Genomic DNA, 25,936 nt, shown 5'->3' on the forward strand with positions numbered 1-25,936 from the left:
AGCGGTTACTTCCGCTTCCGCTGCTGCTGTCCCAGTCCCATCTGCTTTGCCAGTTGCGAGCGCGCCACCGCGTAGTTCGGCGCGACCATGGGATAGTCGGCCGGCAGGCCCCATTTCTCGCGATATTGCTCCGGCGTCATGTTGTACTGGGTGCGCAGATGGCGCTTCAGCGACTTGAAGCGCTTGCCGTCTTCCAGACAGACCAGATAGTCCGGCGCGATCGACTTCTTCAGCGACACCGCCGGCTTGGCCGGCTCGAGCGGCGCGGTCTCGGTGCGGCCTGACGAGACGCGCACCAAGGCGCCATGCACCTGGCTGATCAGGTTCGGGATATCGGCCGCCGGCGTCGGGTTGTTGCCGACATAGGCGGACACGATGCTCGCCGTCAGCTCGATGAAATTCTTAGCCCCGTTATCCGACATGGGCCCGACCTTTCCCTGACCTTGCGTCTCGCCGGAGAGACGACGCCTAAGTATTCCGTGTCAACAATACATTCGGCCGAAATAAGACGACTGACGAATATGAGCTGATTACTGACGAAGTGACAAGAACGATGGCGCTCTACTTGGACGCGGCGGCCTCAGGACCGCTGGTCGAGATGGGCGCGCAGTTCGTCGATCGAGGCGAAGCGCATCATGCCTTCCGGCATCTGCGCTTCGATCGAGCCATCGGAATAGAGCGAATAGGCCATGCCGTCGACGATACCCGATTTGAGCACGGTCACGGGCGCCTGCTCGACCGGCGTCGGTTCGGGGGGAGGCGGCGGCGGGCCGGGCTCGGTAAAGATCGACGGGGAGCGCGGCGGCGGGCGACGCCCGGCGGCCGGCGGTTCCGGTGGCCGCATACGGTCCGGCCTCGGCCAGGCATCGTCGAAGCTCGCCGGCTGACTCTCCGGGCCGGCCGGTTCCGTGGGCTCGTCATGAGGCTGCGGCGGCAAGCTCTCTGTCGCCTTCGCCTCCGCGCGCTCGCGCTCCTTGCGGGAGGACGATGCGAACAACAGGTTGCGGCGGCGCGGCGCTTCCGGAGCCGCAGGCGGTGTCGGAGCTTCCGGCTCCGGCGGCGGTTCGGCGCGCGGCCGCTCGCGCGCGGCGGCCTCGCTCTGCCACGGCGGCAGACCCGCGGCCGGTGGTGGCTCGGTTTTCGTCGCCGGTGCCGGGAACGGCTCGGACACTGGCGCGCCAGGCACCGCGAGGCCCGGCAGCACGGGCCTGACCCGAACCTCGGCCGGCGCGGCCGATCCGGCCAGCCGGCGGGCGATGCCCTTCAGTTCCACGACCACGACGTAAAGGCCGGCCAGTAACATTCCGGAGCAGACGCCAATGGTGCCGGAGATTATGAGGGTGCTACCGAGGCTGGCCTCCCTAACGGTGAAGCCGAACAGGATCGTAAGGAGGCCCGCCAGGACGGCGAAAATCCCCACAATCAACAATGCCAAGCTCATCGAACTCACCCCTGGTCGCGCAGCCGTGCGCGACACCCGTTACGCCACGATACCGTCATACGGTGTTCCACGCCAACGGCGAATTAGAGCCTGCGTTCCTAAAGGGAAGGATATCAGGGACTTATTCACATTCCCTTCAGCTACCACCCGCTACTTCTAACCTGCTCTCAACTGTCTGGATTTGCTGCGTCGCATCAGGATTTTAGCCATAATGCCCAATTACTTGGTAATGGAACTGCGCTATAGGGATTCCGGGGAAGTGGCCCGCGGGCACCAGCAGGGCCAAGAGGGGATTCCGGGTCACCAATAGCCATGACATCCATCACGACTTCGGCGATCGACACGCCTCTGCGGCGCTCGGTTGAACGGACTTGCGACGATCTCGCCATGCTGGTGCTGGCTGCGGTCGCCGTCATTGCAGGCTTGACCTTCCGCGACTACGGGCTCGGCTGGGACGATTACACCCACGCTGAATATGCCGACCTGCTGCTGCGCATGTTCGGTTCCGGCTTCAGGGACACCGCGGCGCTCTCTTTCGCGAATCTCTACATGTATGGCGGCGGCTTCGACATGGTCGCGGCTCTCCTGCACAAGGTCATTCCGCTCGAGCTGTTCGAGACGCGACGCATGCTCGGCGCCATGGTCGGCGTGATCGGGCTTGCGGTGACGTGGCGGCTCGGCCGCCGCATCGGCGGGCCCCTTGCCGGTCTTGCCGCGCTCCTGCTGCTCGCGCTCTGCCCGATCTTCTACGGCCACATGTTCATGAACCCGAAGGATGCGCCCTTCGCGGTGGCCATGATCATCCTGATGCTGGGCCTCGTCCGTCTCGCCGAGGAATATCCGCAGCCGTCGCCGCGCACAATCCTGATCGTCGGCCTGGGTGCCGGCCTCTCGCTCGGCTGCCGCGTCCTCGGCGGCCTCGCACTGGTCTACGCCATGATCGGCTTCATGCCGCTGTTCCTGGAGGAGCTGCGCACCGAAGGCGCCCGCGAAGCAGCCCGCCGCTTCGCCCATGTCGTCTACGTGCTGCTGCCCGGCCTCGTGTTCGGCTATCTCGTGATGGGCCTGATCTGGCCGTGGTCGATCATGGAGCCCGGCAATCCCTTCGAGGCCCTGACCTATTTCTCGCACTTCTTCGAGAAGCCCTGGAAGGAGATGTTCGACGGCGCGATCGTGTCCGTGCCCGACATGCCCTGGTCCTATCTGCCGACGCTGTTCGCGCTGCAGCTTCCCGAGGTGATGCTGGTGCTGATGGGCGGCGCCGTGGTTAGCACCTTCGCGATGCTGCCGCGCCGCGAGGTTCCGGCGCGCCGCAAGACCATCCTCTTGATGCTGACGCTGGCGGCGACCCTGCCGCTCGCGATCGCGATGGTAAAGCGGCCGGCGCTGTACAACGGCATCCGCCATTTCGTCTTCGTGATCCCGCCGATGGCGGTGCTCGGCGGCGTCGCCTTTGCCTGGGCCATGGAGCGCCTGCGCACCAACCACCGCACCTGGCAGCCCGTCGTGCTCGCGACCTTCTGCTTCGGCCTCGCGCTGTCGCTGGCCGAGATGATCCGGCTGCATCCCTATCAATACACGCACTTCAACCACATCGCCGGCACCGTGCGCGGCGCCGACGACCGCTTCATGCTGGACTATTGGGGCCTTGCGCTGAAGCAGGCCTCGGACGAATTGCGCGAGCAGATCGTCGAGCGGCAGGAAGTGGCGCCGGGCAACCGCAAATGGAAGGTCGCGGTGTGCGGTCCGCAGCGCCCGGCCCAGGTCGCGCTCGGGCCCGACTTCACCATCGGCTGGGATTCCAACGCGGCCGATTTCGCGATGACGCTCGGCGAGTTCTACTGCAAGGGCCTCACTGCGCCCGTGATGGTCGAGATCAAGCGCGACGACGTGGTGTTCGCCCGCGTCTACGACATCCGCGGCCGTAGCATTTCCAGCCTGCTGTCGATCCCGGCGCCGTAATAATTTTCTCCGGGAGCTTTCGGGAAGGCGCCCCCCATTTCGCGGAGCCTGTCATCGGGCGGCGCTTCGCGCCGACCCGTTGGCTCCATGCGGGCTACGCGTGGCTGCTGCGATTTGACCGCCTTGCCGCCAGCCTCACCCGCGACTACGCTCCCTCCCCGCAACAACGATGTTCGGAGAGATAAGCCATGTCGCCAGCGGAAGCGCGCCTGAAGGAAGTGCCGTCGAACATGACGGAGGCGGAGTGGCAGCAACGGGTCAATCTCGCCGCCTGCTACCGCCTCGTCTCGCTGTACGGCTGGGACGATCTGGTCGACACCCACATCTCCGCCCGCGTGCCCGGCCCCGACCATCATTTCCTCATCAACCCCTACGGACTGATGTTCGACGAGATCACGGCATCGAGCCTCGTCAAGGTCGACCTGCACGGCAACCAGCTCTCCGAGAGCGAGTACAGCATCAACCCGGCCGGGTTCACCATCCATTCGGCGATCCACGAGGTGCGCGAGGACGCAATCTGCGTGCTGCATCTCCACACGCTCGACGGCACCGCGGTGTCGAGCAGCGCGGAAGGGCTGCTGCCGCTGAACCAGACCGCCCAGCTCGTCACCCACGACCTCGCCTATCACGACTACGAGGGCATCGCGCTCGATCACGACGAGCGGCCGCGGCTGCAGAAGGACCTCGGCGACCACAACCACATGCTGCTGCGTAACCACGGCACGCTGACGGTCGGCCGGTCGGTCGCCTCCGCGTTCGAGCGCATGTACCATCTCGAGCGCGCCTGCTCGATGCAGGTGCGCACGCGCGCTCTGGGCACGCCGGTCTACCCGGTTGAGGAGATTGCGATCGAGAAGAACACCGAGCTGCTCGCCAACCGCGACCGCGCCGAGCTGCGCGCCACCAACCTGGTCTGGCCGCCGCTGCTGCGCAAGCTCGACCGCGAGCTTCCGGGCTACCGGTCTTGAGATTTTGCGGATTTGGTGTAGGGTAGCGTTCAATGAACCTCTACGCCTTTTGGAATGAAACGCCGCCCAATTCCGGGCGGCGTTTTTATTTGCGCCGTCATTGCGAGGAGCGAAGCGACGAAGCAATCCAGACTGTGCCCGTGGAGGGATTCTGGGTTGCTTCGCTACGCTCGCAATGACGAGGAGAGAGTCTTCGTAGGGTGGGCAAAGCGACTCGTCCGCCGTAGCTCGAAGAGCGAAGGCGATCGCGGAGAGATGGTGGGCACGGCGCTTTGCGCCTTTGCCCACCCTACGGCACCGCGCCTATGTCACGTCCGCGAGCGCAGCGAGGATCCGCGCCCAGGAGCGGATGCCCTTCTGGAAACTCCGCAGGTCGTATTTCTCGTTCGGCGAATGGATGTTGTCGTCGTCCAATCCGAAGCCGACCAGCAGCGAGTCGAGCCCAAGCGTCCGCTTGAAATCGGCGACGATCGGGATCGAGGCGCCCGAACCCATCAGCACGGTCTCCTTGCCCCACTCCTCGGTCAGCGCCTTGCTGGCGGCGGCGAGCGGTTTCATGTTCCAGTCGAGCGCCACCGCGGGCGCGGCGGAATGATCGCCGAACTCGACCTTGCAGTCGCCCGGAAGCCGCGCCGCCACGTAGTCGCGAAAAGCCTTGCGGATCTTCTGGGGGTCCTGCCCCTCGACCAGGCGGAACGAGACCTTGGCCGAGGCGTGCGACGGGATCACCGTCTTGGAGCCTTCGCCGATATAGCCGCCCCAGATGCCGTTGACGTCGCAGGTCGGACGCGACGAGGCCTGCTCGATCAGCAGCCGGCCCTTCTCGCCGGCGGGGATCGACAGACCGATCGGCTTGAGGAACATCTCCGGCGTGAGGTTCAGCTTCTTCCACTGCTCCAGGATATCGGGCGGCAGATCCTTCACGCCGTCATAGAAGCCGGGGATGGTGATGCGGTTGTCGTCGTCGAACAGGCCGCCCAGGATTTTCGTCAGCACCCGGATCGGGTTCATGGCGCTGCCGCCGAACACGCCGGAATGCAAATCGCGATTGGCGGCGGTGATCTTCAGCTCTTCATAGAGCAGACCGCGAAGCGACGTCGTGATCGCGGGCGTGTTGCGGTCCCACATGCCGGTGTCGCAGACCAGCACGTAGTCCGCTTTGAACTCGTCCTTGTTGGCCTCGATGAACGGCACGAAATTCTTGGAGCCGACCTCCTCCTCGCCTTCGATCAGGAAGGTGATGTCGATCGGCAGCGAGCCGGTCACTTTCTTCCAGGCGCGGCAGGCCTCGACGAAGGTCATGACCTGGCCCTTGTCGTCCTCGGCGCCGCGCGCGACGATGATCTTGCGGCCGTCGGCGTGGTCGGTCACGGCAGGCTCGAACGGCGGACGGTGCCAGAGATCGAGCGGATCGACCGGCTGCACGTCGTAATGGCCGTAGAAAATCACATGCGGCCGTCCGCCGGCCCCGGTCTTGCCGACGATGGCGGGATGGCCGGCGGTCGGGCGCACTTCAGTGGCGACACCGAGGCTCGCGATGTCCTTGGCGAGATGCTCGGCCGCGGCCTTGCAGTCGGCGGCAAAAGCCGGATCCGCAGAGATCGACTTGATCCGCAACAGCGAGAACAGACGCTCCAGGCTGTTGTCAAAATCCTTGTCGATGTGATCGAGCACCGATTGAAGCTGCGCATTGGCCATGGTCGTATTCCTGACTTTTGAGTCTCAAGAGGTACCGGGTTTTAGCGCTGCCGCAGCCTCGGAGCCAGCCGCAACCGGCGGATGCCGGATGTGCCATGCGAGGCTACCCGCAAGAATGGCGGTCGCGACAAGGTTATTGCCCCAGGCCTGGATGACATTGGGAAACCACGGCAGCGACAGCAGCATGAGGATGCCGGCGGCGCCCAGCGCGAGCCAGGTTCCCAGCCGCACGTTCGGTCGCGCGTCGAAGGCGGCGCGATGCATCAGCACCGTCATCGGGAAGAACAGCCACATGAAGTAGTATTGCCGCGCCAGCGGCGATGCCACCGTCATCAGGCAGAACAGGATGCCGAGCTCCTCCGCATCCGAGCGCGCCGTTCGCCGCGCTTGCGACGGCATCACCGCGAGGAAGCCGAGCCCGAGCAACGCCGATAACGCCAGCACGATCAAGTTCGCCGTCTTGTAGTCGACGTCGATGACATTCATCGTGCGCGGTGGCTTGCTGGGATCTTCCTGATTGTAGTTGATCGGGCGGACCAGGCGATGCGTGACGGCAATCAGCGACTGGTTGACCCACGACCAGTTCTGCTCGTCGCGCTGGCCAAAGCCCTTTTCCGAGCTCGTGCCGACCATGCCCTGATACCAGGTCTTGAGCTCGGCCGCGTTGCGCTCGAAGCCGCGGATCGGTGCAGGCACGACATAGAGAAGGATGCCGGTGAAAGCGACCGTCGCGACGGTGGCCGCCCACTTCCTGCGCCAGATCAGATAGGGCAGCACCGCGATCGGAAACACCTTGATGGCGGTGGCGAGCGCGAACAGGAAGCCTGCGAGCCAGGAGCGCTGATGCTGCAACGACCAGAAGCCCCACAGCATCATCGCCAGCAGCACGAGGTTCGGCTGGCCGAGGTCGAACATGTCGAACACGAAGGTCACGGTGACGATGGCCGGCAGCGCTTCGAGCCACGGGCCGGGCCTGCGGCCCGATCCCGTCATGGCATTGGAGAAGTTGCCCGTGTACCACCATGCCACCACGTTCAGGATCGACAGCACGACATAGAGCGGGATCTTGCCGAACCAGCTCGGGATCGCCAGCAGGATCGCCGGCAGCGGTGGATAGATGAATTCGAAATACTCGCCGATCTCGTCGGGATAGAGCGACCCGCCGTGCAGCACCTGCTGTCCGGCCCAGTACCACAGCCCATAATCCTTGGTCTTGCCGTGGCCGAATATCTCGGGAACGAGCACGTCGGCGGTCAGGAGGACGCAGCAGATCAGGAAGAGCAGATCGAGCGGCGCACGTAGCGACAAGGCTCTGTGCGGGCCAAGTTTGTCTGATAGATTCGGTGATGTCACATTATGTCCCGTCGGCAACAAATAGCACGTAGCAGACCGACGGACGCTTGGAGAACCCCCCTCACCTGAATTTATGGTGTTCGGCCTCGCCCGGCGTGCGGGGCAATCGCATCTAAACACTCGCGAGATCTCGTCATGCCCGGGATTGTCCCGCCTGCGCGGCCGAAGCCGCTTCGGCGAGGCGAAGGCCCGGGCATCCAGGTTCTTAGAGCTGCAAGTAAGGCGTGGATGGCCGGGACAAGCCCGGCGATGACGCTGTGGAGGCTTGGTGCCTCAAACCTGGCTTCTCTGCCTAACGACGCAGCAGCCCGCCGAGCGCGCCTCGCACCAGGGTGCGGCCGATCGAGCCACCGAGCTGGCCGGCGACCGATTTGCCGAGATTGGCCGCCATCCCCCCGATCACCTGGTTGGTGACCGATCGCGTCACGTCGCGCGCAATGACCTGGCCCGCCGACAGGCGGCCGCGCTTGACGTTGGTGCCGAAGATGGTGCCGACCATCGAGCCGATCTGGCCGAGAATGCCGCCGCCACCTCCGTCGGCCGCACCGGCATCGGCAGTCGCAGCCGTGCCGGCAATCCGCTTCTGGATCATCTCGTAGGCAGATTCGGCATCGACAGCGGTGTCGTATTTGCCCTTCACCGGGCTCGCATCCATGATCGCCTTGCGCTCTTCCGGCGTGATCGATCCGATGCGGGCCGATGGCGGCCGGATCATGACACGCTCGACCATCGTCGGCGTGCCGTTGCCTTCGAGGAAGGACACCAGCGCCTCGCCCTTGCCGAGCTCCATGATCACCTTGGCGGTGTCGAGCTTCGGGTTGGGCCGGAAGGTCTGGGCCGCTGCGGCGACCGCTTTCTGGTCGCGCGGGGTGAAGGCACGCAGCGCATGCTGCACACGGTTGCCCAATTGCCCGAGCACGCGGTCGGGCACGTCGACGGGGTTTTGCGTCACGAAATAGACGCCGACGCCCTTGGACCGGATCAAACGCACCACCTGCTCGATCTTGTCCATCAACGCCTTCGGCGCATCGTTGAACAACAGATGTGCCTCGTCGAAGAAGAACACCAGCTTCGGCTTCGGCAGGTCGCCGGCCTCGGGCAGCTCTTCGAACAATTCTGACAGCATCCACAGCAGGAATGTCGCGTAAAGCCGTGGACTCTGCAGCAGCTTGTCGGCAACAAGGATGTTGACCATGCCGCGGCCGTCGCGGTCGGTCTTCATGAAGTCCTTCAGCGTCAGCGCCGGCTCACCGAAGAATTTGGTGCCGCCCTGGTTCTCGAGCACCAGAAGCTGGCGCTGGATGGTGCCGACGGTGGCCTTGGTGACGTTGCCAAAACCCTGGGCCTCCTTCTTGATGTCGGCAAGCGGGCTTTCCTCGGCGTCCGCCCCCTTCTTGCCGGCATCCGGCACGATGGCATCGAGCAGCGCGCGCAGATCCTTCATGTCGATGAGGGTCAGCCCGTTGTCGTCGGCGACGCGGAAGGCGACGTTGAGCACTCCTTCCTGCACGTCGTTCAGGTCGAGCATGCGCGCGAGCAGAAGCGGCCCCATCTCCGTGACGGTCGCCCGCACCGGATGGCCCTGTTCGCCGAACACGTCCCAGAACACCGTCGAGAACTGGTCGGGCTGGAACGTCAGCCCCATCTCGGTGGCACGCTTGACAATGAAATCCTTGGCCTCGCCGACCTCGGAGATGCCGGAGAGGTCGCCCTTGATGTCGGATGCGAAGACCGGAACGCCGGCGCGCGCAAATCCTTCCGCCATGACTTGCAGCGATACCGTCTTACCGGTCCCGGTTGCACCCGTGACGAGGCCGTGTCGATTGGCAAGCGCCAGCGTCAGCCATGCCTGCTCGTCTCCCTTGCCGACGAAGATCTTGTCGTCGGTGTCGCCGAGCTTGCTGTCCTGTGCGGTCATGCTTCTCTCTGATCTCTCTGCCGTGTTTCGCCTATTGAAACTCGAATGCACCTGCTCCGTAGTTTAACGCATGTCGCGTGCGGATTAAAACCGTTCAACGCGCCCCGAGCATGCGACATTGTCGGAAACATACCGCCGACATCAGCCGAAAGTAGGAATGACGCGTTCGCACCGCGGCAATTTTTCGCTGAATCCATCTCCGCTCTTGCATCGTTGCAACACTTTTCGCGCCTTCGAGAGTGAATCGGAACCTTGCGTACGTTCATCGCTTGTATTTCACATCGCTCCGGATCAAGATCATTTCGGAAGCAATACTCGGGCATGCAAACCGGCTGAGGGGCGGGCCTTATGGACGAGCTGATCGGGCGGCTGGCGTCGAACGCCAGCATAGATGGTGCTGTGGCTGAAAAGACCGTCGGCATTATCCTGGGCTTCCTCCGCAGCGAAGGTCCTTCCGAGAACGTCGAAGCGCTGATCGATCAGATTCCCGGTGCAGAAGCGGCGATAGAAGCGTCCAGGAGCGGCGGCGGACTGTCGCGGCTGATGGGCGGCGGCCTGATGGCCGTCGGCACGCGCCTGATGGGCCTGGGACTTGGCATGTCCGAGATTCAGAACGTTGCCCGTGAACTTTTCCGCTACGGCCGAGACAAAATCGGAGCGGATCAGATGGGCAAGATCATCGCGGGGACGCCGGGCCTCAGCCAGTTCGCCTGAGCGACGCTTTTCATATCGAGCATCATGACATATCCGATCTCCGAGATTGAGGGCCTGCCAGCCTTTGCCGCCAACAAATTGAAGGCGCAAGGAATCCGCACGACCGACGCGCTGCTCGAGGCGGCCTCGACCGTGAAGGGTCGCAAGGCGCTCGCCGCCAAGACCGGCATCAGCGAGCAGCAGTTGCTGGAATGGGCCAACGTCTCCGACTACATGCGCATTCCCGGGATGGGCCGGGCCAAGGTCGGCCTCGTCCGCGCCGCCGGCGTCACCACCGTGCGCGAGCTCGCTTATCGGAATCCGGCACGGCTGGCCCAGAGCATGCGGGAAGCCAACGTGAAGAAGAAGCTCGTCCGCATCCTGCCCTCGGAAAAATCGGTCGGCGACATCATCGCCAAGGCGAAGAAGCTGCCGCCGAAGATCACGTATTAGGGCATCTCCCTCGGCATACGACCTGCCGCGTTAGCTCTCGGTGTCATACCCGCGAAGGCGGGGTATCCAGTACGCCGCGGCTCCTCCGTATCACCGCACGGCCTCGGAATACTGGATTGCCCGCTTTCGCGGGCAATGACAGCGGAGGCGATCGATGCTCCGCGAACACATCGACATTCGCCACCTCCCACCTTGAATCCCCCCTCCCCGACCGCTAAAGCGGGCCGCATGAATGCCTCGCCCTCCCCATCCGTCCCGCCGGCCGGCTCGGCCGGGCCCGACGTGCTGCGGACGCTGCTGGAGCGGCCGATTCCGGCAGTGATGGGCGTGCTCAACGTCACCCCGGATTCCTTCTCCGACGGCGGCGAGTTTATCGCGCCCGAGCTGGCGCTTGCGCGGGCGCGGGCGATGATCGAGGCCGGCGTCGACATCATCGACATCGGCGCCGAGTCCACCCGGCCCTACACGGGCGCCCGGCCGGTGACGGCCGCGGACGAGCTGGCCCGGCTGAAGCCGGTGCTGTCAGGCGTGGTGGCGCTGGGCGTCCCCGTGTCGATCGACAGCATGAAGGCTGAAGTCGTAGCCTTTGCGCTCGACCAAGGCGCTGCGATCGCCAACGACGTCTGGGGCCTGCAGCGCGACACCGGCATGGCACAGCTCATCGCCGCGCGCGGCGTCCCCGTCATCGTCATGCACAACCGCGAGGCCGTCGATTCCGCCATCGACATCGTCACGGACATGAAAGCGTTCTTCCTGCGCTCGCTCGATATCGCCGCCAAGGCCGGCATCGCGCGCGACAAGATCGTACTCGATCCCGGCATCGGCTTCGGCAAGACGGCCGAGCAGAGCATGACCGCGCTGGCGCGGCTGCGCGAATTCGACATGTTCGGCCTGCCGATCCTCGTTGGTGCCTCGCGAAAACGCTTCATCGCCTCGGTGTCGCCCTCGGAGCCGAAGGAACGGCTCGCCGGCTCGATCGCTGCGCATCTGATCGCCGCACAGCGCGGCGCCAAAATCATCCGCACGCATGACGTCGCCGAGACCTTGCAGGCCCTGCGGGTCGCGAATGCAATCGAGAGCAAGCAATGACCGATACGATCTTCGTCACCGGCCTGTCGATCCACGCCCGCCACGGCGTGATGGATCACGAGACCGAAGTCGGCCAGCGCTTCGTCATCGATCTCGAGCTCTATACCGATTTGTCGGAGCCGTCGCGCAGCGACCGGCTCGCCGATACGGTGTCCTATGCCGAAGTCGTGGCGACCACGACGGCGGCGTTCAAGAACACCAACTACAAGCTCCTGGAGCGGGCGGCCGGCGCGGTCGCCGATGCCATCCTGTCGCACTTCCCGCGCATCCGCGCCGTGAAGATCACCGTGCACAAGCCGCATGCGCCGATCGCCGCGATCTTCGACGACGTCGGCATCATGCTGACGCGCTCGCGGCATCCTTGATATGGCGAGCGTGCTGATCGCACTCGGCGGCAATGTCGGCGATGTCCGCGCGACGTTCCGGAAGGCGATCTCGCACATCTGCGGCATGGCGCAAGCCGCGCTGATCGCGCGCTCCTCGGACTATGCGACGCCGCCCTGGGGCGACGAGGACCAGGATCCCTTCATCAATGCCTGCGTCGAGATCGAAACCAGCCTCGATCCGCATGCGCTCCTGTTCGTGATGCATAAGGTCGAGCAGAAATTCGGCCGCACACGGAACAAGGAGAGGCAATGGGGCCCGCGCACGCTCGATCTCGACATGATCGCCTATGACGATGTCAGCTTGCAGAAACCCGACCTGACCTTGCCGCATCCGCGCTTGTTCGAGCGCGCCTTCGTGCTGGTGCCGCTGGCCGAAATCGCGCCCGACCGCGTGATCTCAGGCATTCGTGTGCGTGACGGGCTTGCCAGCGTCTCGACGCAAGGCATTGAGCGGCTTCCGGATACCGGTTAACCAAAAACAACCGTTTGCAGCGACGGCCGGCCGTGGCAATTTCGCCCGCGAACAACAAGATTTTTGGGAGCCCTTGGCCGTATGACCTCCGTGACTGACGACCTGCCGCTGGCGGCGGATTTCCCCAAGGCCACGGTCGACGACTGGCGCAAGCTGGTCGACGGCGTGCTGAAGGGCGCGCCGTTCGAGAAGCTGGTCGGCAAGACTTATGACGGCCTCAAGATCGACCCTCTCTATCCGCGCGCCCGGGGCGTTGCGCCCGTGGTGGGACGGCCTGCCGCCGCGCCGTGGCAGATCATGCAGCGGATCGACCATCCCGATGCGGCGCTCGCGAATGCGCAGGCGCTGACCGATCTCGAAAATGGCGCGACGGGTCTCGCGCTGGTGTTCGCCGGCGGCAGTGGCGCTCACGGGTTCGGGCTGGAACCTTCGGCCGATGCGGTCGCAAAGGTCTTCAAGGATATTCATCTCGATGCCGGCATCGGCATCGAGCTCCAGATCGGTCCGCAATCGCGGATGGCGGCGATCCATGTCGCGGAATATGTGAAGAGCAACGGCCTCGATCCCGCCGCCTGCAACATCCGCTTCGGGCTCGATCCGCTTGCGGCCGGCGCGGTGTGGGGTCACAGCCCCTACACATGGGACGAGATCGTTCCGGCCGTCACCGGCGCCATCAAGGGGCTCGCCGCGCTCGGCTTCAAGGGACCGTTCGCGTCCGCCGACGGGCGCGTGATCCACGATGCCGGCGGCTCCGAGGTGCAGGAGCTCGCGTTCGTGCTCGCCTGCGGCGTCGCCTATCTGCGCGCGATCGAGGGCGCCGGCGTTCCGCTGGAGCAGGCGCAGGACATGATCTATGCGCGGCTCTCTGCGGATGCCGACCAGTTTTTGACAATGGCAAAATTCCGTGCACTGCGGCTGCTGTGGGCGCGCATCGAGACGGCGTGCGGGCTGACGCCGAAGCCGCTGTTCATTGCCGCCGATACGGCCTGGCGCATGCTGGCGCAGCGCGATCCTTACGTGAACATGCTGCGCGCGACCATCGCGACATTCGCGGCCGGGCTCGCCGGCGCCAATGCAATCACCGTGCTGCCGCATACGCTGGCGCTCGGGCTGCCTGATCCATTCGCGCGGCGCGTGGCGCGCAATACGCAAGCCCTGCTGCTGGAAGAAAGCAACCTCGCCAAGGTCAGCGATCCCGCCGCCGGCGCGGGCGGCATCGAGACATTGACCGCACAGCTTTGCGACGCCGCCTGGGTGCTGTTCCAGGACAGCGAGAAAGCCGGCGGCGCCTTCGCCGCGCTTCAGCAAGGTCTGTTCCAGAGCAAGGTCGCGGCCGCGCGAAAGGCGCGCGACGCCAACATCGCAAAGCGCCGCGACGTGCTGACAGGCGCCAGCGAGTTTCCCAACCTGCATGAGCGCGAGACGGCGGTGCTGACGGCGACGCCGGTCAAGCTCGCTCCCTACGGCGAGCAGAAATACAAGTTCGATGCGCTGCCGCCGATCCGGCTGGCGGAACCGTTCGAGGCGTTGCGCGACAAATCCGATGCGGCGCTGAAGGCGCGCGGTGCGCGGCCAAAGGTGTTTCTGGCCAATCTCGGCACGCCCGCCGATTTCACGGCGCGGGCGACCTTTGCCAAGAGCTTGTTCGAGGCCGGCGGCATCCAGGCCGTCGACAGCGAGGGCTTTGCCGATCCGGCCAAATTGGCCGCCGCATTCAAGGCCTCCGGCGCCGAGCTCGCCTGTCTTTGTTCCAGCGACAAGGTCTATCCGGAACACGCCGACGCCGCGGCGAAGGCCCTGCAAACGGCCGGCGCGCGACTTATCTATCTGGCAGGCCGTCCGACCGATGCCGAGGCGGCGCTCCGTGCGGCCGGCGTCACGGGTTTTGTCTTCGCCGGAGTCGATGCGCTTGCGACACTGCAAGACGCCTACCGACGGATGGAGCAGGCATGAGCGAGGCGGGCAAACCAGTTTTCACCGGCGGCTGCCAATGCGGCGCGGTGCGCTTTGCGATTTCGGCAACCCCCAACCGGGTTTCGATCTGCCATTGCCGGATGTGCCAGAAGGCGAGCGGCGCGCCGTTCGCGTCCTTCGCCGACATCAACCGGACGGATTTCGCCTGGAGCAAGGGGCAGCCGGCGTTCTTCCGCTCCTCCTCGATCGCTGATCGCGGCTATTGCGCCGCCTGCGGCACGCCGCTGAGCTTTGGCCGCATCGACGGCGACCGGATCGAGATCATGACCGGCGCCTTCGACCGGCCCGACCAGTTGGTGCCGACGCGCCAATACGGAACTGAATCCCGCCTCGGCTGGGTGGTCGGAATCTCCAATTTGCCGAGCCAGACCACGCAACAGAATTACGGACCGGAGAAGATGGCGACCATCGTCAGCCATCAGCATCCGGATCATGATTGAGCGTTTATGATATGGTTGAAACCATGAGCCGCATTCCTGATTTCGCCGACGTCGCCTTCGAGCGAGCCGCGACCGCTGCGCCGACCGGCAGCGCCGAGCCGTGGCTGACGCCCGAGGGCATTCTGGTGAAGCCTGCCTACGGCGAGGCCGATCTCGCCGGGCTCGATTTCCTCGAGACCTATCCGGGCATCGCGCCCTACCTGCGCGGCCCTTACCCGACCATGTATGTCAATCAGCCCTGGACCGTCCGGCAATATGCCGGCTTCTCCACGGCGGAGGATTCCAACGCATTCTACCGCCGCAACCTCGCGGCCGGACAGAAGGGCCTCTCGGTCGCCTTCGACCTCGCCACCCATCGCGGCTATGACAGCGACCATCCGCGCGTCGGCGGCGACGTCGGCATGGCCGGTGTTGCCATCGATTCCATCTACGACATGCGCACGCTGTTCGCAGGCATTCCGCTCGACCAGATGAGCGTGTCCATGACCATGAACGGCGCGGTGCTGCCGATCCTCGCGCTATATGTGGCCGCCGCCGGCGAACAGGGCGTGCCGCCGGAAAAGCTCTCGGGCACCATTCAGAACGACATTCTGAAAGAGTTCATGGTGCGCAACACCTATATCTATCCGCCCGCGCCCTCGATGCGGATCATCTCGGACATCTTCGCCTATACCTCCACGAAGATGCCGAAATACAATTCGATCTCGATCTCCGGCTATCACATGCAGGAGGCCGGCGCGACGCAGGACCTCGAGCTCGCCTACACGCTCGCCGACGGCGTCGAATATCTCCGTGCCGGTCTTGCCGCGGGCCTGGATGTCGACCGCTTCGCGCCGCGCCTGTCGTTCTTCTGGGCGATCGGCATGAACTTCTTCATGGAAGTCGCCAAGATGCGCGCCGCGCGCCTGCTCTGGGCGAAGCTGTTGAAGCCCTTTAACCCGAAGGATCCGCGCTCGCTCTCGCTGCGCACGCATTGCCAGACCTCGGGCTGGTCCCTGACCGCGCAGGACGTGTTCAACAATGTGATGCGCACGACGGTGGAGGCGATGGCGGCGACGCAAGGCCACACCCAGTCGCTCCACACCAACGCGCTCGACGAGGCCTTGGCGCTGCCGACCGACTTCTCGGCGCGCATCGCCCGCAACACCCAGCTCTTCCTGCAGCAGGAGAGCGGCACCACCCGCATCATCGATCCCTGGGGCGGCTCCTATTATGTCGAGCGGCTGACGCGCGATCTCGCGGCGAAGGCGTGGGGCCACATCCAGGAGGTCGAGGAGCTCGGCGGCATGGCCAAGGCCATCGAGGCCGGCGTGCCAAAGCTGCGCATCGAGGAGGCCTCGGCCAAGACGCAAGCCCGGATCGATGCCGGCAAGCAGGCGGTGATCGGTGTCAACAAGTACAAGCCGACGGATGAGGCTCCCATCGACATCCTCAAGGTCGACAACACCAATGTCCGCCGCCTCCAGATCGACAAGCTGACGCGGCTGAAATCCGAGCGCAACCAGACCGACGTCGACGCGGCGCTTGCCGCGCTGACGCGCTCGGCCGGCGAAGGCAACGGCAATCTGCTCGCACTCGCGATCGACGCGGCACGGGCGAAGGCGACCGTCGGCGAAATCTCGGACGCGATGGAAAAGGTGTTCGGCCGGCACCGCGCCGAGATCAGGTCCATCACCGGCGTCTACAAGCGGGAGGCGTCCAGCATGGGTAACCAGGTCGAGAAGGTTCAGGCGCTGATCGACACCTTCGAGGAGGCGGAAGGCCGCCGGCCGCGAATCCTGGTCGCCAAGATCGGCCAGGACGGCCACGACCGCGGCCAGAAGGTGATTGCCTCGGCCTTCGCCGACATCGGCTTCGACGTCGACATCGGGCCGCTGTTTGCCACGGCGGATGAAGCTGCGCGGCAGGCGGTCGAGAACGACGTGCACATCCTCGGCGTCTCCTCGCTCGCCGCCGCCCATCTCACCGCAGTGCCTGAACTCAAGGCCGCGCTGAAGAAACAGGGCCGCGACGACATCATGATCATCGTCGGCGGCGTGGTGCCGCCGCAGGATTACGACGCGCTCTATGCGGCCGGCGCCGAAGCCATCTTCCCGCCGGGCACGGTGATCGCGGAAGCCGCCGAGGAGCTGATCCGCAAGCTGAATGCCCGGCTCGGGCATAGCGAGGCGGCGGAGTAGATGGTACGCTGGCCGCATCACCGGCCGGATTGTCTCCATGACACGTGATGAGCTCATCGCTGCGATACGCCAGAACGCTGATGCCATCAAAGCCAAGGGCGTCTCGAAGCTCGCCATCCTCGGCTGTCGGGCCGGCGACGATTATCACCCGCACAGCGACATCGATGTCCTGGTCGAGGTCGAACCGGAGGCCTCTTTCTCGCTGCTCAACCTGATCGACGTCGAGCAGATCATCGAGGATGCAACCGGCCTGCAGGCGCAGGCGACCGTCCGGCGCTCCGCCTCCCCCCACTCTGCGCAGCAGATCGCAGACGACATCCTCGAAATATTCTGACGCTCACGTAAGGAGCATTCCCCTTGAAGTTCATGATCGGTTTGAGCGTCGCCGTGGCGCTTAGCGCAACGTGCGTGATCTCCGCCCTCGCCGCGGACCCCAAGCCCGACGCCGTCATCAAGACCAAGAGCATCGACGCCCGCATCTTCCTCGACGACAGGATCAAGGCGGATGCAACGCTGGCGGCGGATTGCCTGGCCGAAGGCAGGAAGTGGCTCGACAAGAACGCGGCCGAGGCCGCCGCCTCGCGCAAGGAAGATCCGCAGTTCTTCAAGGAGGGCGGCTGGGATTTCGAACGCAAATATGCGATCCGCTCCGTGGTCGGCGATCGCTATGTCAGCGTCCTGCGCAACGACTACATGGACACTCATGGCGCGCATCCCAATTCGGACGTGAACACGATCCTGTGGGACAAGAGCGAGCACAAGCGCATCTCGATCCGCCCGTTCTTCACCGAGACCGCCGACAACGGGGCAACCATGAAGGCGATGGTGAAGGCCGTGATCGCTTCGCTGAGAGTCGAGAAGAAGAAGCGCGACACCAGCGAGACCGCGACCGACGAGTGGTTCAAGAGCGTCGAGCCGAGCCTGCTCAAGATCGGCGCGGTGACGCTCGCGCCGTCAACCGAAGCGGGCAAGAGTTCCGGGCTCACCTTCCACTATCCGCCTTACGCGGTCGGCCCCTACGCCGAGGGCGAATATGTCGCCTTCGTGCCGTGGGAAACGCTGAAGACCTATCTCACGGCGGAAGGCATACGCATCTTCGGCGGCGCGCGGCCGAAGGGCGACGCCGAGGAGCCGCAGTGATGATGTTTTGAGCAGCGACACATTGCTCACAGCGCTGTGGTAGCGCTACCTTGCAGCGGCGCCGCAAAGCCGACTAGAATGCCTTCATTGACAAGAGCGCCCGGTGTCACGGGCGCCGCTGGGAGGCATTGATGTCCAAGATTTCGCGCCGCACTTTTGCGGCCTCTTCCGCCGCGATTGCCGCATCCGCCGCATTCGGTCTCACACCCGCGCGCGCACAGGCGTATCCGGCCCGGCCGGTCACCGTGATCGTGCCCTGGGGCGCCGGTGGCGGCACCGACGCGACTGCGCGCATTGTCGCAGCCCTGCTGGAAAAGGATCTCGGCCAGCCCTTCAACGTCGTCAACCGCACCGGCGGTTCGGGCGTGGTCGGCCATAGCGCGATCGCGACCGCACAGCCGGACGGCTACACGATCGGCATGCTCACCGTCGAAATCTCGATGATGCACTGGCAGGGCCTCACCGAGCTGACGCCGAAGAGCTACACGCCGCTGGCGCTGATGAACGAGGACCCGCCCGGCATCCAGGTCTCCTCCTCCTCGCCCTACAAGACCGTCAAGGAGCTCGCCGAAGCCATCAAGGCGGCGCCCCCCGGCAAGTTCAAGGCGTCGGGCACCGGCCAGGGCGGCATCTGGCATCTCGCGCTGGTCGGCTGGATGCAGGCGATGGGCCTGCCCGCCAACCAGGTCGCCTGGGTGCCGTCGAATGGCGCTGCGCCCGCGATGCAGGATCTCGCCGCCGGCGGCCTCGACCTCACGACGTGCTCGGTGCCGGAGGCGCGCGCCATCATCGAGGCGGGCAAGGCAAGGAGCCTTGCCATCATGGCGCCGGCGCGCAACCCGATCTTCAAGGACGTGCCGACGCTGAAGGAGGCGATGGGCATCGACTACGCAACCGGCGCCTGGCGCGGCATCGGCGCACCGAAGAACCTGCCGCCGGAGATCGCAACGAAGCTCACCGCAGCGCTGAAGAAGGTCTACGACTCCGCCGAGTTCAAGGACTTCATGAGCAACCGCGGCTTCGGCACGGTGTGGGGCGATGCCGGTCAGTTCGCAAGCTTCATGGACAAGGGCGACGCCCAGATGGGCGAGGCGATGAAGGCCGCCGGCCTGAGCAAGGCGTGATCCGCACCTGCGATGCTCTGATCGCCTCTCACCGCTTGCGGGGAGAGGCCGGAATTCGCGCGAAGCGCGGATTCCGGGTGAGGGGGACTCTCCACAAGTCCAATTCTCACCTTCCCCGCGGAGAGCCCCCCTCACCCCAACCCTCTCCCCGCGCGCGGGGAGAGGGAGAATACCTCGCATAGGATTCTCACATGCGTCTTCCCGACTCCGTCACGGGATCGTTTCTCGTCGTGCTCGGCGCGGCGGCTGCCTATGGCGGCTGGATCCTGCCGCCGGTGCCGGGGCAGCCGGTCGGCCCCAACGTATTTCCGCTCGTGATCGGTATCGGGCTCGCGCTGTGCGGGCTCGCGATCGTGTTCGGCATCGGCCATTCCTTCGAGGAGGAGGAAGAGCTGATCCCACTGGAAGACGGCCAAGCCGCCGCACCGCCGCCGCAGAGCAAGCTCTACGGCCTGCGCGCCCTGCTGCCGCCGGCGCTGCTGCTGTTCTACGTCGCCGCCGCCGACCGGCTCGGCTTCATCATCACCGCGGCAATCATGGTCTACGTCACCTCGACCGCGCTCGGGGCGAAGTGGAAGCTGGCGCTGCCGCTCGCGGCGCTGTCGCCGTTCGGCATCCACCTCATCTTCGGCAAGCTGCTGCGCGTGCCGCTCCCCGCCGGCCTGCTGCCGACGCCCTGGTGATCCCATGCTGAAAACCCTGATTGAAGCATTCGCGCTGATCTCCACCTGGGAGGTCATCATCGCGATGTTCGCAGCCTCCGTGTACGGCCTCGTGATCGGCTCGCTGCCCGGCCTGTCGGCGACGATGGCGACCGCCCTGCTCGTCCCCGTCACCTTCTACCTCTCGCCGATCGCGGCGATCGCAACCATTGTCGCGGCCTCCTCGATGGCGATCTTCTCGGGCGACATCCCCGGCGCGCTGCTGCGCATTCCCGGCACCCCCGCCTCGGCCGCCTATGCCGACGAGGCCTACGCCATGACGCGCAAGGGCCAGGCCGAGCTGGCGCTGGGGGCCGGCGTCTGGTTCTCCGCCATCGGCGGCATCGCCGGCGTGCTGTCGCTGATGATCCTGGCGCCGCCGCTCGCCGAGATCGCGCTGTCGTTCTCGACCTTCGAATATTTCTGGCTGGCGCTGCTCGGCCTGATGTGCGCCACTTTGGTCGCGCGCTCCTCGCCGGTGAAGGCGATCGCGGGCATGTTCCTCGGCCTGCTGGTGTCCTGCATCGGCATCGAGAATCCCGGCGGCGTGCCGCGCTTCACCTTCGGCATCACCGATTTGTTCGGCGGCATCGAGCCGATCCCGGCGCTGGTCGGCGTGTTCGCGGTGGCACAGGTGATGCGCGCGATGCTGACGCCCGAGCCGCCGCCGCTGCCGCGGCGAAAATTCGGAAGCATCATGGCCGGCCAGTGGAAGCTGACCAAGAAGTATCACTGGCAGATGACGCGTGGAAACATCATCGGCATCATCATCGGCGTGCTGCCCGGCGCTGGCGCCGACATGGCCGCCTGGGTCTCCTACGCGATGTCGAAACGCTTCTCCAAGGAGCCGGAGAAATTCGGCACCGGCCATGTCGAGGGCCTGGTCGAGGCCGGCGCCAGCAACAACGCCAGCATCGCCTCGGGCTGGGTGCCGTCGCTGCTGTTCGGCATTCCCGGTGACACCATCGCCGCGATCGCGATCGGCGTACTCTACATGAAGGGGCTCAATCCCGGCCCGACGCTGTTCACCGAGAAGGCGTCGAGCATGTACGCGATCTACCTGATGTTCATCATCGCGAACATCGTGATGATCCCGCTCGGCATCGCCATGATCCGGATCGCCGCCTACATCCTGCTGGCGCCGCGCTCCGCCATCATGCCGATCATCATGCTGTGCTGCGCGGTCGGCTCGTTCGCGATCGGCAACAACATGTTCGGCGTCGTCACCGTCGCCGCCTTCGGCATCATCGGCTATGTCATGGAGGCGAACGGCTATCCGGTGGCCGCGATGGTGCTCGGCATCGTCATGGGCACCATGGTCGAGCAGGCCTTCGTGACGTCGCTGATCAAGTCCGACGGCAGTATCCTGCCGTTCTTCGAGCGACCCGTCGCGGCGATCCTCGCCGCCATGGCGATCGGCGCGCTGCTCTGGCCGGTGCTGGTGTGGGTCTGGCGCAAGGTGAAGCCGGTGCAGACAGCGGCGGCAACGACTCGGTGATATCGGGCGAGCGGCCCTCGCCTGCCTCGGCGGGGCGTTGTAAAGCAGGGCATGACTGAGAAGAAGGCCTCGCTGGACATCAAGACCCTCGCCCGCGACTTGCGCGCCGGCAGTCGCGCGGCGCTCGCCCGGGCGATCACCCTGGCGGAGAGCCGGCGCGGCGACCATCAGGCGCTGGCGCGCGAGCTGGTGCAGATGCTGCTGCCCGACACCGGCAAGGCGGTTCGCGTCGGCATCACCGGCTCGCCCGGCGTCGGCAAGTCCACCACCATCGACGTGCTCGGGACGTACCTGATCGAACAGGGTAACAAGGTCGCGGTGCTCGCGGTCGATCCGTCCTCGGCGCGCAGCGGCGGCTCGATCCTTGGTGACAAGACGCGGATGGCGCGGCTGTCAGCCTCCAATGACGCCTTCATCCGTCCCTCCCCATCGTCAGGCACGCTCGGCGGCGTCGCCGCCAAGACGCGCGAGGCCATGCTGTTGTGCGAGGCCGCCGGCTTCGACGTCGTGCTGGTCGAGACCGTCGGCATCGGCCAGTCCGAGACCGCAGTCTGCGACATGACCGACTTCTTCCTCGCGCTGATGCTGCCGGGCGGCGGCGACGAGCTGCAAGGCATCAAGAAGGGTCTGGTCGAGCTCGCCGATATGATCGCGATCAACAAGGCCGACGGCGACAACCTCAAGCGCGCCAACATCACCGCCGCCGACTATCGCGGCGCGCTGCATATTTTGGCGCCGCGATCCGAGCATTGGCACCCGCCGGTCGAGACCTATTCGGCGCTGACCGGCGACGGGATCGCAAAACTCTGGCAGAAGGTTCTGGATCACCGCAAGGCGATGAACGCGTCCGGCGATTTCGCCGCACGGCGGCGCGAGCAGCAGGTGAAATGGATGTGGTCGATGCTGGAGCAGCGCATGCTGGCGCGGCTGCGCAGCGAGGCGTCGGTGCGGACCAAGGTCAGGAAGATCGAGGCTGAGGTGGCCGAAGGCCATCTCACGCCGGCACTCGCCGCCGAGCAGATTTTGGAGTTGCTGCAATGAGCGAAAAGCTCCGCATTCTCCTCACCGGGTTCGGACCGTTTCCCGGCGCGCCCTATAACCCGACCCAGCCACTGGTCGCGCGGCTGGCGCAATTGCGCCGTCCGGCGCTCGACGATGTCGCGCTCGCGAGCCACATCTTCCCGGTCACCTATGCCGCGGTCGACCGGCAATTGCCTGATGTGCTCGCGAAGGAACAGCCCGACGCGCTGCTGATGTTCGGCCTCGCCGCGCGTACGCCTTACCTCCGCATCGAGACCCGCGCACGCAACGCCGTCACCATGCTCTGGCCCGATGCCGCCAACACCCGCTCCAGCAAGCGCGGCATCGCCGGCCATGCGGACGCGATGACGTTCGGTCCGCACACGGCAAGGCTGCTGCGCGCCGCGCGCCTCACCGGCATCGACGCGCGCGCCTCGCGCGATGCCGGCGCCTATCTCTGCAATTATCTGAGCTGGCGCGCGATCGAGAATGTGAGGGCGGGCGGACCGCAGCTTGCGGCGTTCATCCACATTCCCCTGCTCGCCCGCAGCGGCGCGGTGCGGCGCAAGGGCGCAGCCCGGATTACGCTGGAGGAGCTGGTGGACGCGGGGGAAGCGATGCTGATGGAGCTGGTGGGGCTGGCAAGGAAGCAGCGGAACACTCAGATTTCGTAGGGTGGCAAAGGCGCGTCGCGCCGTGCCCACCATACATCCGCATTCGTGTAACAATGGTGAGCACGCTTCCGCCTTCGCTCTTCGAGCTACGGCGGACAAGTCGCTTTGCCCACCCTACGGCACCGTCTTTGCGGTAAACATTTAACCCTACCGCGAACAATCCTCACCGCCCCAGCCACCCTGCGCTACCTAGTCGGTCGCGGACCTCCCGCGTCCGCCGAAGGATGCGTCATGGACCTCAATCGCCGTCATCTCATCGGAGCTTCGACCGCAGGCATCGCGGGCGCCCTCGCCATGCCGGCCGACGCCGCGCGCGCGGCGCCGCTGACGTCCCTGCTCGGCCGCGATGCCACGCAATACGGCGTGCGGCCCGGCAGCAGCGAGGACCAGACCCGCGTGCTCCAGCGCGCCATCGACGACGCTGCGCGGGCACAGATGCCGCTGGCGCTGCCACCCGGCATCTACCGCAGCGGATTGCTGCGGTTGCCGAATGGCGCCCAGCTGATCGGCGTGCGCGGCGCGACAAAAATCATCTTCACCGGCGGGGCCGCAGCGATCCAGAGCGACGGGTCGGACTCGATCGGCCTGACCGGCCTCATCTTCGACGGCGGCGGCATCCCGCTGCCGACGCGGCGCGGACTGATCCATGTCCTCGGCGGGCGTGACGTCCGCATCACCGATTGCGAGATCACCGGCTCCGGCGGCAGCGGCATCTGGCTCGAGCAGGTGTCCGGCGACATCTCGGGCAACATCTTCACCAACATCGCGGTGACGGCAGTCGTCTCGTTCGACGCCAAGGGCCTCAGCGTGTCCCGCAACACCATCATCGGCACCAACGACAACGGCATCGAGATCCTGCGCACCGCAATCGGCGACGACGGCACGCTGGTCACTGACAACCGCATCGAGGACATCAAGGCCGGCCCCGGCGGCTCGGGCCAGTACGGCAACGCCATCAACGCGTTTCGCGCCGGCAACGTGATCGTGCGCGGCAATCGCATCAGGAACTGCGATTACTCGGCGGTGCGCGGCAATTCGGCGTCGAACATCCACATATCAGGCAACAGCGTCAGCGACGTGCGCGAGGTCGCGCTCTATTCGGAGTTCGCGTTCGAGGCCGCGATGATCGCCAACAACACGGTCGATGGTGCCGCCGTCGGCGTCTCCGTCTGCAATTTCAACGAAGGCGGCCGCATCGCGGTGGTCCAGGGCAACATCATCCGCAATCTGATCCCGAAGCGGCCGATCGGCACCGCCCCCGACGACGATGCCGGTGTGGGCATCTACATCGAGGCTGACAGCTCCGTGACCGGCAATGTGATCGAGAACGCGCCGTCCTATGGCATCGTCGCCGGCTGGGGCAAATATCTGCGCGACGTCGCGATCACGGGCAATGTGATCCGCAAGGCGCTGGCCGGCGTCGGCGTCTCCGTGGTGTCCGGCGCAGGCACCGCGCTCGTCAACAACAACATGATCTCGGAAACCCCGCGCGGCGCCGTGGTTGGGCTCGATCACGCCCGTGCAGTGACGTCGGATCTGTCGGCCGACGGCGCACAGCGCTTTGCGCAGCTGGTGGTCGGCGGCAATGCGGTGCGGCGGTAGCTGCCGCCCTCATCCCGGCGCCCAAACGCTAGAACGCGTTCCTCAGCAGCGGGTACTTCGCTTGCAGGCCGTCGAGGCTGAAGGTGAATTCGACGACGCGCTCGGGTGCGGCGACGATTTCGGCGGCGGGCGGGGCGAACTGCGGCAGAAGCGTTGCCATTGCAGCAGGCGTGGCGGGGGGCGCCTTCACGGCAGGTGCGGTGAACGCCGCCTTCACGGCAGGCGTGGTGAACGCCGCCATTGCGGCAGGCGCGGCGACCGGCGACCTCACGGCGGGTGCGGTGAGTGGCGCCCGCGCAGCGGGAGCCTTGAGCGGCGCGACAGCGGCCGGCGCAGTGAACAATGCCATCGCAGCAGGCGTCGCTCGCGGCACGAGCGGGGCTTCGGTGATTTCGGCAAGGACCTCCGGCTTGGCTGCGAGCCTGACCGGGACGGTGGTCTCCGCGGCGATGCGGACGGCCTTCGGCTGCACGGTCTGCGCCTGTTGGTCGCGCGGAAACACGCGGGGCATGGTCGCCGGCGACCAGCCGAATACGGGCGAGACACTCGCGGCCGCCGCGGCCACGTCAGCACCGGTCGCGAGAGCGCGCCAGGTCTGGACGGCGCGCTTGGCTTCCTGGATGTTTTCGAGGAATGCGATCTCGGAGTGATAGCGGCGCCACCGTCCGGTCTCGAACATTTCGGAGAGATGTTCCAGCCGCTGCTCGGCGAGAGCGCACCAGCGTGCCGCAATGTCGCGGCCACGCGCCACGTCGCGAACAGCCTCTTGGCGATGTGTCATAAACCAGCCCGTTGGGAGAAAAATACGGACGCGACGCAACGCACACGAATCAATTTAGACGCGACATGAATATTTTGTGGAAAAGTTTTGACTTGTCCAGCAACGACACGCCGGTCGTCGTCAATCACCGTAGTCGTGCGGACAATTGCTGTGTTTTCGAGTCAAGCTTCGCACAAGCATAACCGGCCTGCGGGGCGACTCGCGGACGCCGACAAGGGGCGCCGCCACGTTCGTTCAACCGGAAGCTGATCGCGCCGAGCGGTTCAAGAAATCAGACGCCTGAAAAGAAAAGACCCGTCCGGGGGGACAACCGGACGGGTCGAGCCATATGGGCGCTTGGGGTGGATGGGCGCTCGCGCCTGATATGAC

24 protein-coding genes are annotated in these 25,936 nt (G+C 65.4%); 18 read left to right on the forward strand and 6 right to left on the reverse strand.

The window, feature by feature from the left end; genetic code table 11:
• Positions 1–5 precede the first annotated feature (5 nt).
• Positions 6–422, reverse strand: a complete 417-nt coding sequence (locus AB7Z56_RS31570) for a MucR family transcriptional regulator (protein ID WP_063984587.1) — start codon at positions 420–422, stop codon at positions 6–8.
• Between the two features lie 158 nt (positions 423–580).
• A complete protein-coding gene (locus AB7Z56_RS31575) occupies positions 581–1,441 on the reverse strand; it encodes a hypothetical protein (protein ID WP_063984588.1) in 861 nt (286 codons plus the stop codon).
• Between the two features lie 312 nt (positions 1,442–1,753).
• Here AB7Z56_RS31575 and AB7Z56_RS31580 point away from each other — a divergent pair, with 312 nt between their 5' ends.
• On the forward strand, positions 1,754–3,403 hold the full coding sequence (locus AB7Z56_RS31580) for a glycosyltransferase family 39 protein (RefSeq protein WP_063984589.1): 1,650 nt from the start codon (positions 1,754–1,756) through the stop codon (positions 3,401–3,403).
• Positions 3,404–3,591: 188 nt separating this feature from the next.
• The gene (locus tag AB7Z56_RS31585) at positions 3,592–4,371 is read left to right on the forward strand and encodes a class II aldolase/adducin family protein (protein ID WP_028153549.1); all 780 of its coding nucleotides are present in this window, start codon (positions 3,592–3,594) and stop codon (positions 4,369–4,371) included.
• 303 nt (positions 4,372–4,674) lie between these two features.
• Here AB7Z56_RS31585 and AB7Z56_RS31590 read toward each other — a convergent pair whose 3' ends face one another.
• The 3 genes from AB7Z56_RS31590 to AB7Z56_RS31600 form a co-directional block, all read right to left on the reverse strand.
• Complete coding sequence (locus tag AB7Z56_RS31590; RefSeq protein WP_063984590.1) at positions 4,675–6,069, reverse strand: M20/M25/M40 family metallo-hydrolase; 1,395 nt, start codon at positions 6,067–6,069, stop codon at positions 4,675–4,677.
• Between the two features lie 24 nt (positions 6,070–6,093).
• Entirely contained in the window at positions 6,094–7,377 is a 1,284-nt protein-coding gene (locus AB7Z56_RS31595) for a glycosyltransferase family 87 protein (protein WP_187387766.1), read from the reverse strand.
• Positions 7,378–7,714: 337 nt separating this feature from the next.
• Complete coding sequence (locus AB7Z56_RS31600) at positions 7,715–9,340, reverse strand: helicase HerA-like domain-containing protein (protein ID WP_063984592.1); 1,626 nt, start codon at positions 9,338–9,340, stop codon at positions 7,715–7,717.
• Positions 9,341–9,688: 348 nt separating this feature from the next.
• Here AB7Z56_RS31600 and AB7Z56_RS31605 point away from each other — a divergent pair, with 348 nt between their 5' ends.
• The 16 genes from AB7Z56_RS31605 to AB7Z56_RS31680 all read left to right on the forward strand — a co-directional run bounded on the left by AB7Z56_RS31605 (position 9,689) and on the right by AB7Z56_RS31680 (position 24,786).
• Complete coding sequence (locus tag AB7Z56_RS31605; protein ID WP_063984593.1) at positions 9,689–10,054, forward strand: hypothetical protein; 366 nt, start codon at positions 9,689–9,691, stop codon at positions 10,052–10,054.
• 24 nt (positions 10,055–10,078) lie between these two features.
• Positions 10,079–10,486, forward strand: a complete 408-nt coding sequence (locus tag AB7Z56_RS31610) for a DUF4332 domain-containing protein (protein WP_071915663.1) — start codon at positions 10,079–10,081, stop codon at positions 10,484–10,486.
• A 228-nt stretch (positions 10,487–10,714) separates the two neighbouring features.
• Positions 10,715–11,575, forward strand: a complete 861-nt coding sequence (folP, locus tag AB7Z56_RS31615) for a dihydropteroate synthase (RefSeq protein ID WP_063984595.1) — start codon at positions 10,715–10,717, stop codon at positions 11,573–11,575.
• Positions 11,572–11,940, forward strand: a complete 369-nt coding sequence (gene folB, locus AB7Z56_RS31620; protein WP_008553485.1) for a dihydroneopterin aldolase — start codon at positions 11,572–11,574, stop codon at positions 11,938–11,940. Before folP ends, folB begins: the two co-directional genes overlap by 4 nt.
• 1 nt (position 11,941) lies before the next feature.
• The gene (gene folK / locus AB7Z56_RS31625; RefSeq protein WP_063984596.1) at positions 11,942–12,433 is read left to right on the forward strand and encodes a 2-amino-4-hydroxy-6-hydroxymethyldihydropteridine diphosphokinase; all 492 of its coding nucleotides are present in this window, start codon (positions 11,942–11,944) and stop codon (positions 12,431–12,433) included.
• Positions 12,434–12,514: 81 nt separating this feature from the next.
• Entirely contained in the window at positions 12,515–14,386 is a 1,872-nt protein-coding gene (locus AB7Z56_RS31630) for a methylmalonyl-CoA mutase family protein (protein ID WP_441256722.1), read from the forward strand.
• Positions 14,383–14,847, forward strand: a complete 465-nt coding sequence (locus tag AB7Z56_RS31635; RefSeq protein ID WP_063984598.1) for a GFA family protein — start codon at positions 14,383–14,385, stop codon at positions 14,845–14,847. The genes AB7Z56_RS31630 and AB7Z56_RS31635 overlap by 4 nt, the downstream gene beginning before the upstream one ends.
• 23 nt (positions 14,848–14,870) lie before the next feature.
• On the forward strand, positions 14,871–17,027 hold the full coding sequence (gene scpA / locus AB7Z56_RS31640; RefSeq protein ID WP_063986551.1) for a methylmalonyl-CoA mutase: 2,157 nt from the start codon (positions 14,871–14,873) through the stop codon (positions 17,025–17,027).
• 37 nt (positions 17,028–17,064) lie between these two features.
• Positions 17,065–17,361, forward strand: coding sequence for a nucleotidyltransferase family protein (locus tag AB7Z56_RS31645; protein ID WP_063984599.1), 297 nt, complete (start codon positions 17,065–17,067; stop codon positions 17,359–17,361).
• Positions 17,362–17,393: 32 nt separating this feature from the next.
• Entirely contained in the window at positions 17,394–18,167 is a 774-nt protein-coding gene (locus AB7Z56_RS31650) for an RsiV family protein (RefSeq protein WP_063986552.1), read from the forward strand.
• Between the two features lie 131 nt (positions 18,168–18,298).
• On the forward strand, positions 18,299–19,291 hold the full coding sequence (locus tag AB7Z56_RS31655) for a tripartite tricarboxylate transporter substrate binding protein (RefSeq protein ID WP_028146998.1): 993 nt from the start codon (positions 18,299–18,301) through the stop codon (positions 19,289–19,291).
• Positions 19,292–19,482: 191 nt separating this feature from the next.
• Positions 19,483–19,974, forward strand: coding sequence for a tripartite tricarboxylate transporter TctB family protein (locus AB7Z56_RS31660; RefSeq protein ID WP_063984600.1), 492 nt, complete (start codon positions 19,483–19,485; stop codon positions 19,972–19,974).
• Between the two features lie 4 nt (positions 19,975–19,978).
• Complete coding sequence (locus tag AB7Z56_RS31665) at positions 19,979–21,490, forward strand: tripartite tricarboxylate transporter permease (RefSeq protein WP_063984601.1); 1,512 nt, start codon at positions 19,979–19,981, stop codon at positions 21,488–21,490.
• Between the two features lie 51 nt (positions 21,491–21,541).
• Complete coding sequence (gene meaB / locus AB7Z56_RS31670; RefSeq protein ID WP_063984602.1) at positions 21,542–22,531, forward strand: methylmalonyl Co-A mutase-associated GTPase MeaB; 990 nt, start codon at positions 21,542–21,544, stop codon at positions 22,529–22,531.
• Positions 22,528–23,184 (forward strand): pyroglutamyl-peptidase I, encoded by a 657-nt coding sequence (locus AB7Z56_RS31675; protein WP_063984603.1) that lies wholly within the window; start codon positions 22,528–22,530, stop codon positions 23,182–23,184. Before meaB ends, AB7Z56_RS31675 begins: the two co-directional genes overlap by 4 nt.
• A gap of 231 nt (positions 23,185–23,415) precedes the next feature.
• A complete protein-coding gene (locus tag AB7Z56_RS31680) occupies positions 23,416–24,786 on the forward strand; it encodes a TIGR03808 family TAT-translocated repetitive protein (RefSeq protein ID WP_063984604.1) in 1,371 nt (456 codons plus the stop codon).
• Between the two features lie 28 nt (positions 24,787–24,814).
• Here AB7Z56_RS31680 and AB7Z56_RS31685 read toward each other — a convergent pair whose 3' ends face one another.
• On the reverse strand, positions 24,815–25,537 hold the full coding sequence (locus tag AB7Z56_RS31685; protein ID WP_231145230.1) for a TIGR03809 family protein: 723 nt from the start codon (positions 25,535–25,537) through the stop codon (positions 24,815–24,817).
• Positions 25,538–25,936: the final 399 nt, after the last annotated feature.

It is taken from the genome of Bradyrhizobium sp. 482_C4_N1_8 (assembly GCF_052075965.1).
GTDB classification, from domain to species: domain Bacteria; phylum Pseudomonadota; class Alphaproteobacteria; order Rhizobiales; family Xanthobacteraceae; genus Bradyrhizobium; species Bradyrhizobium barranii.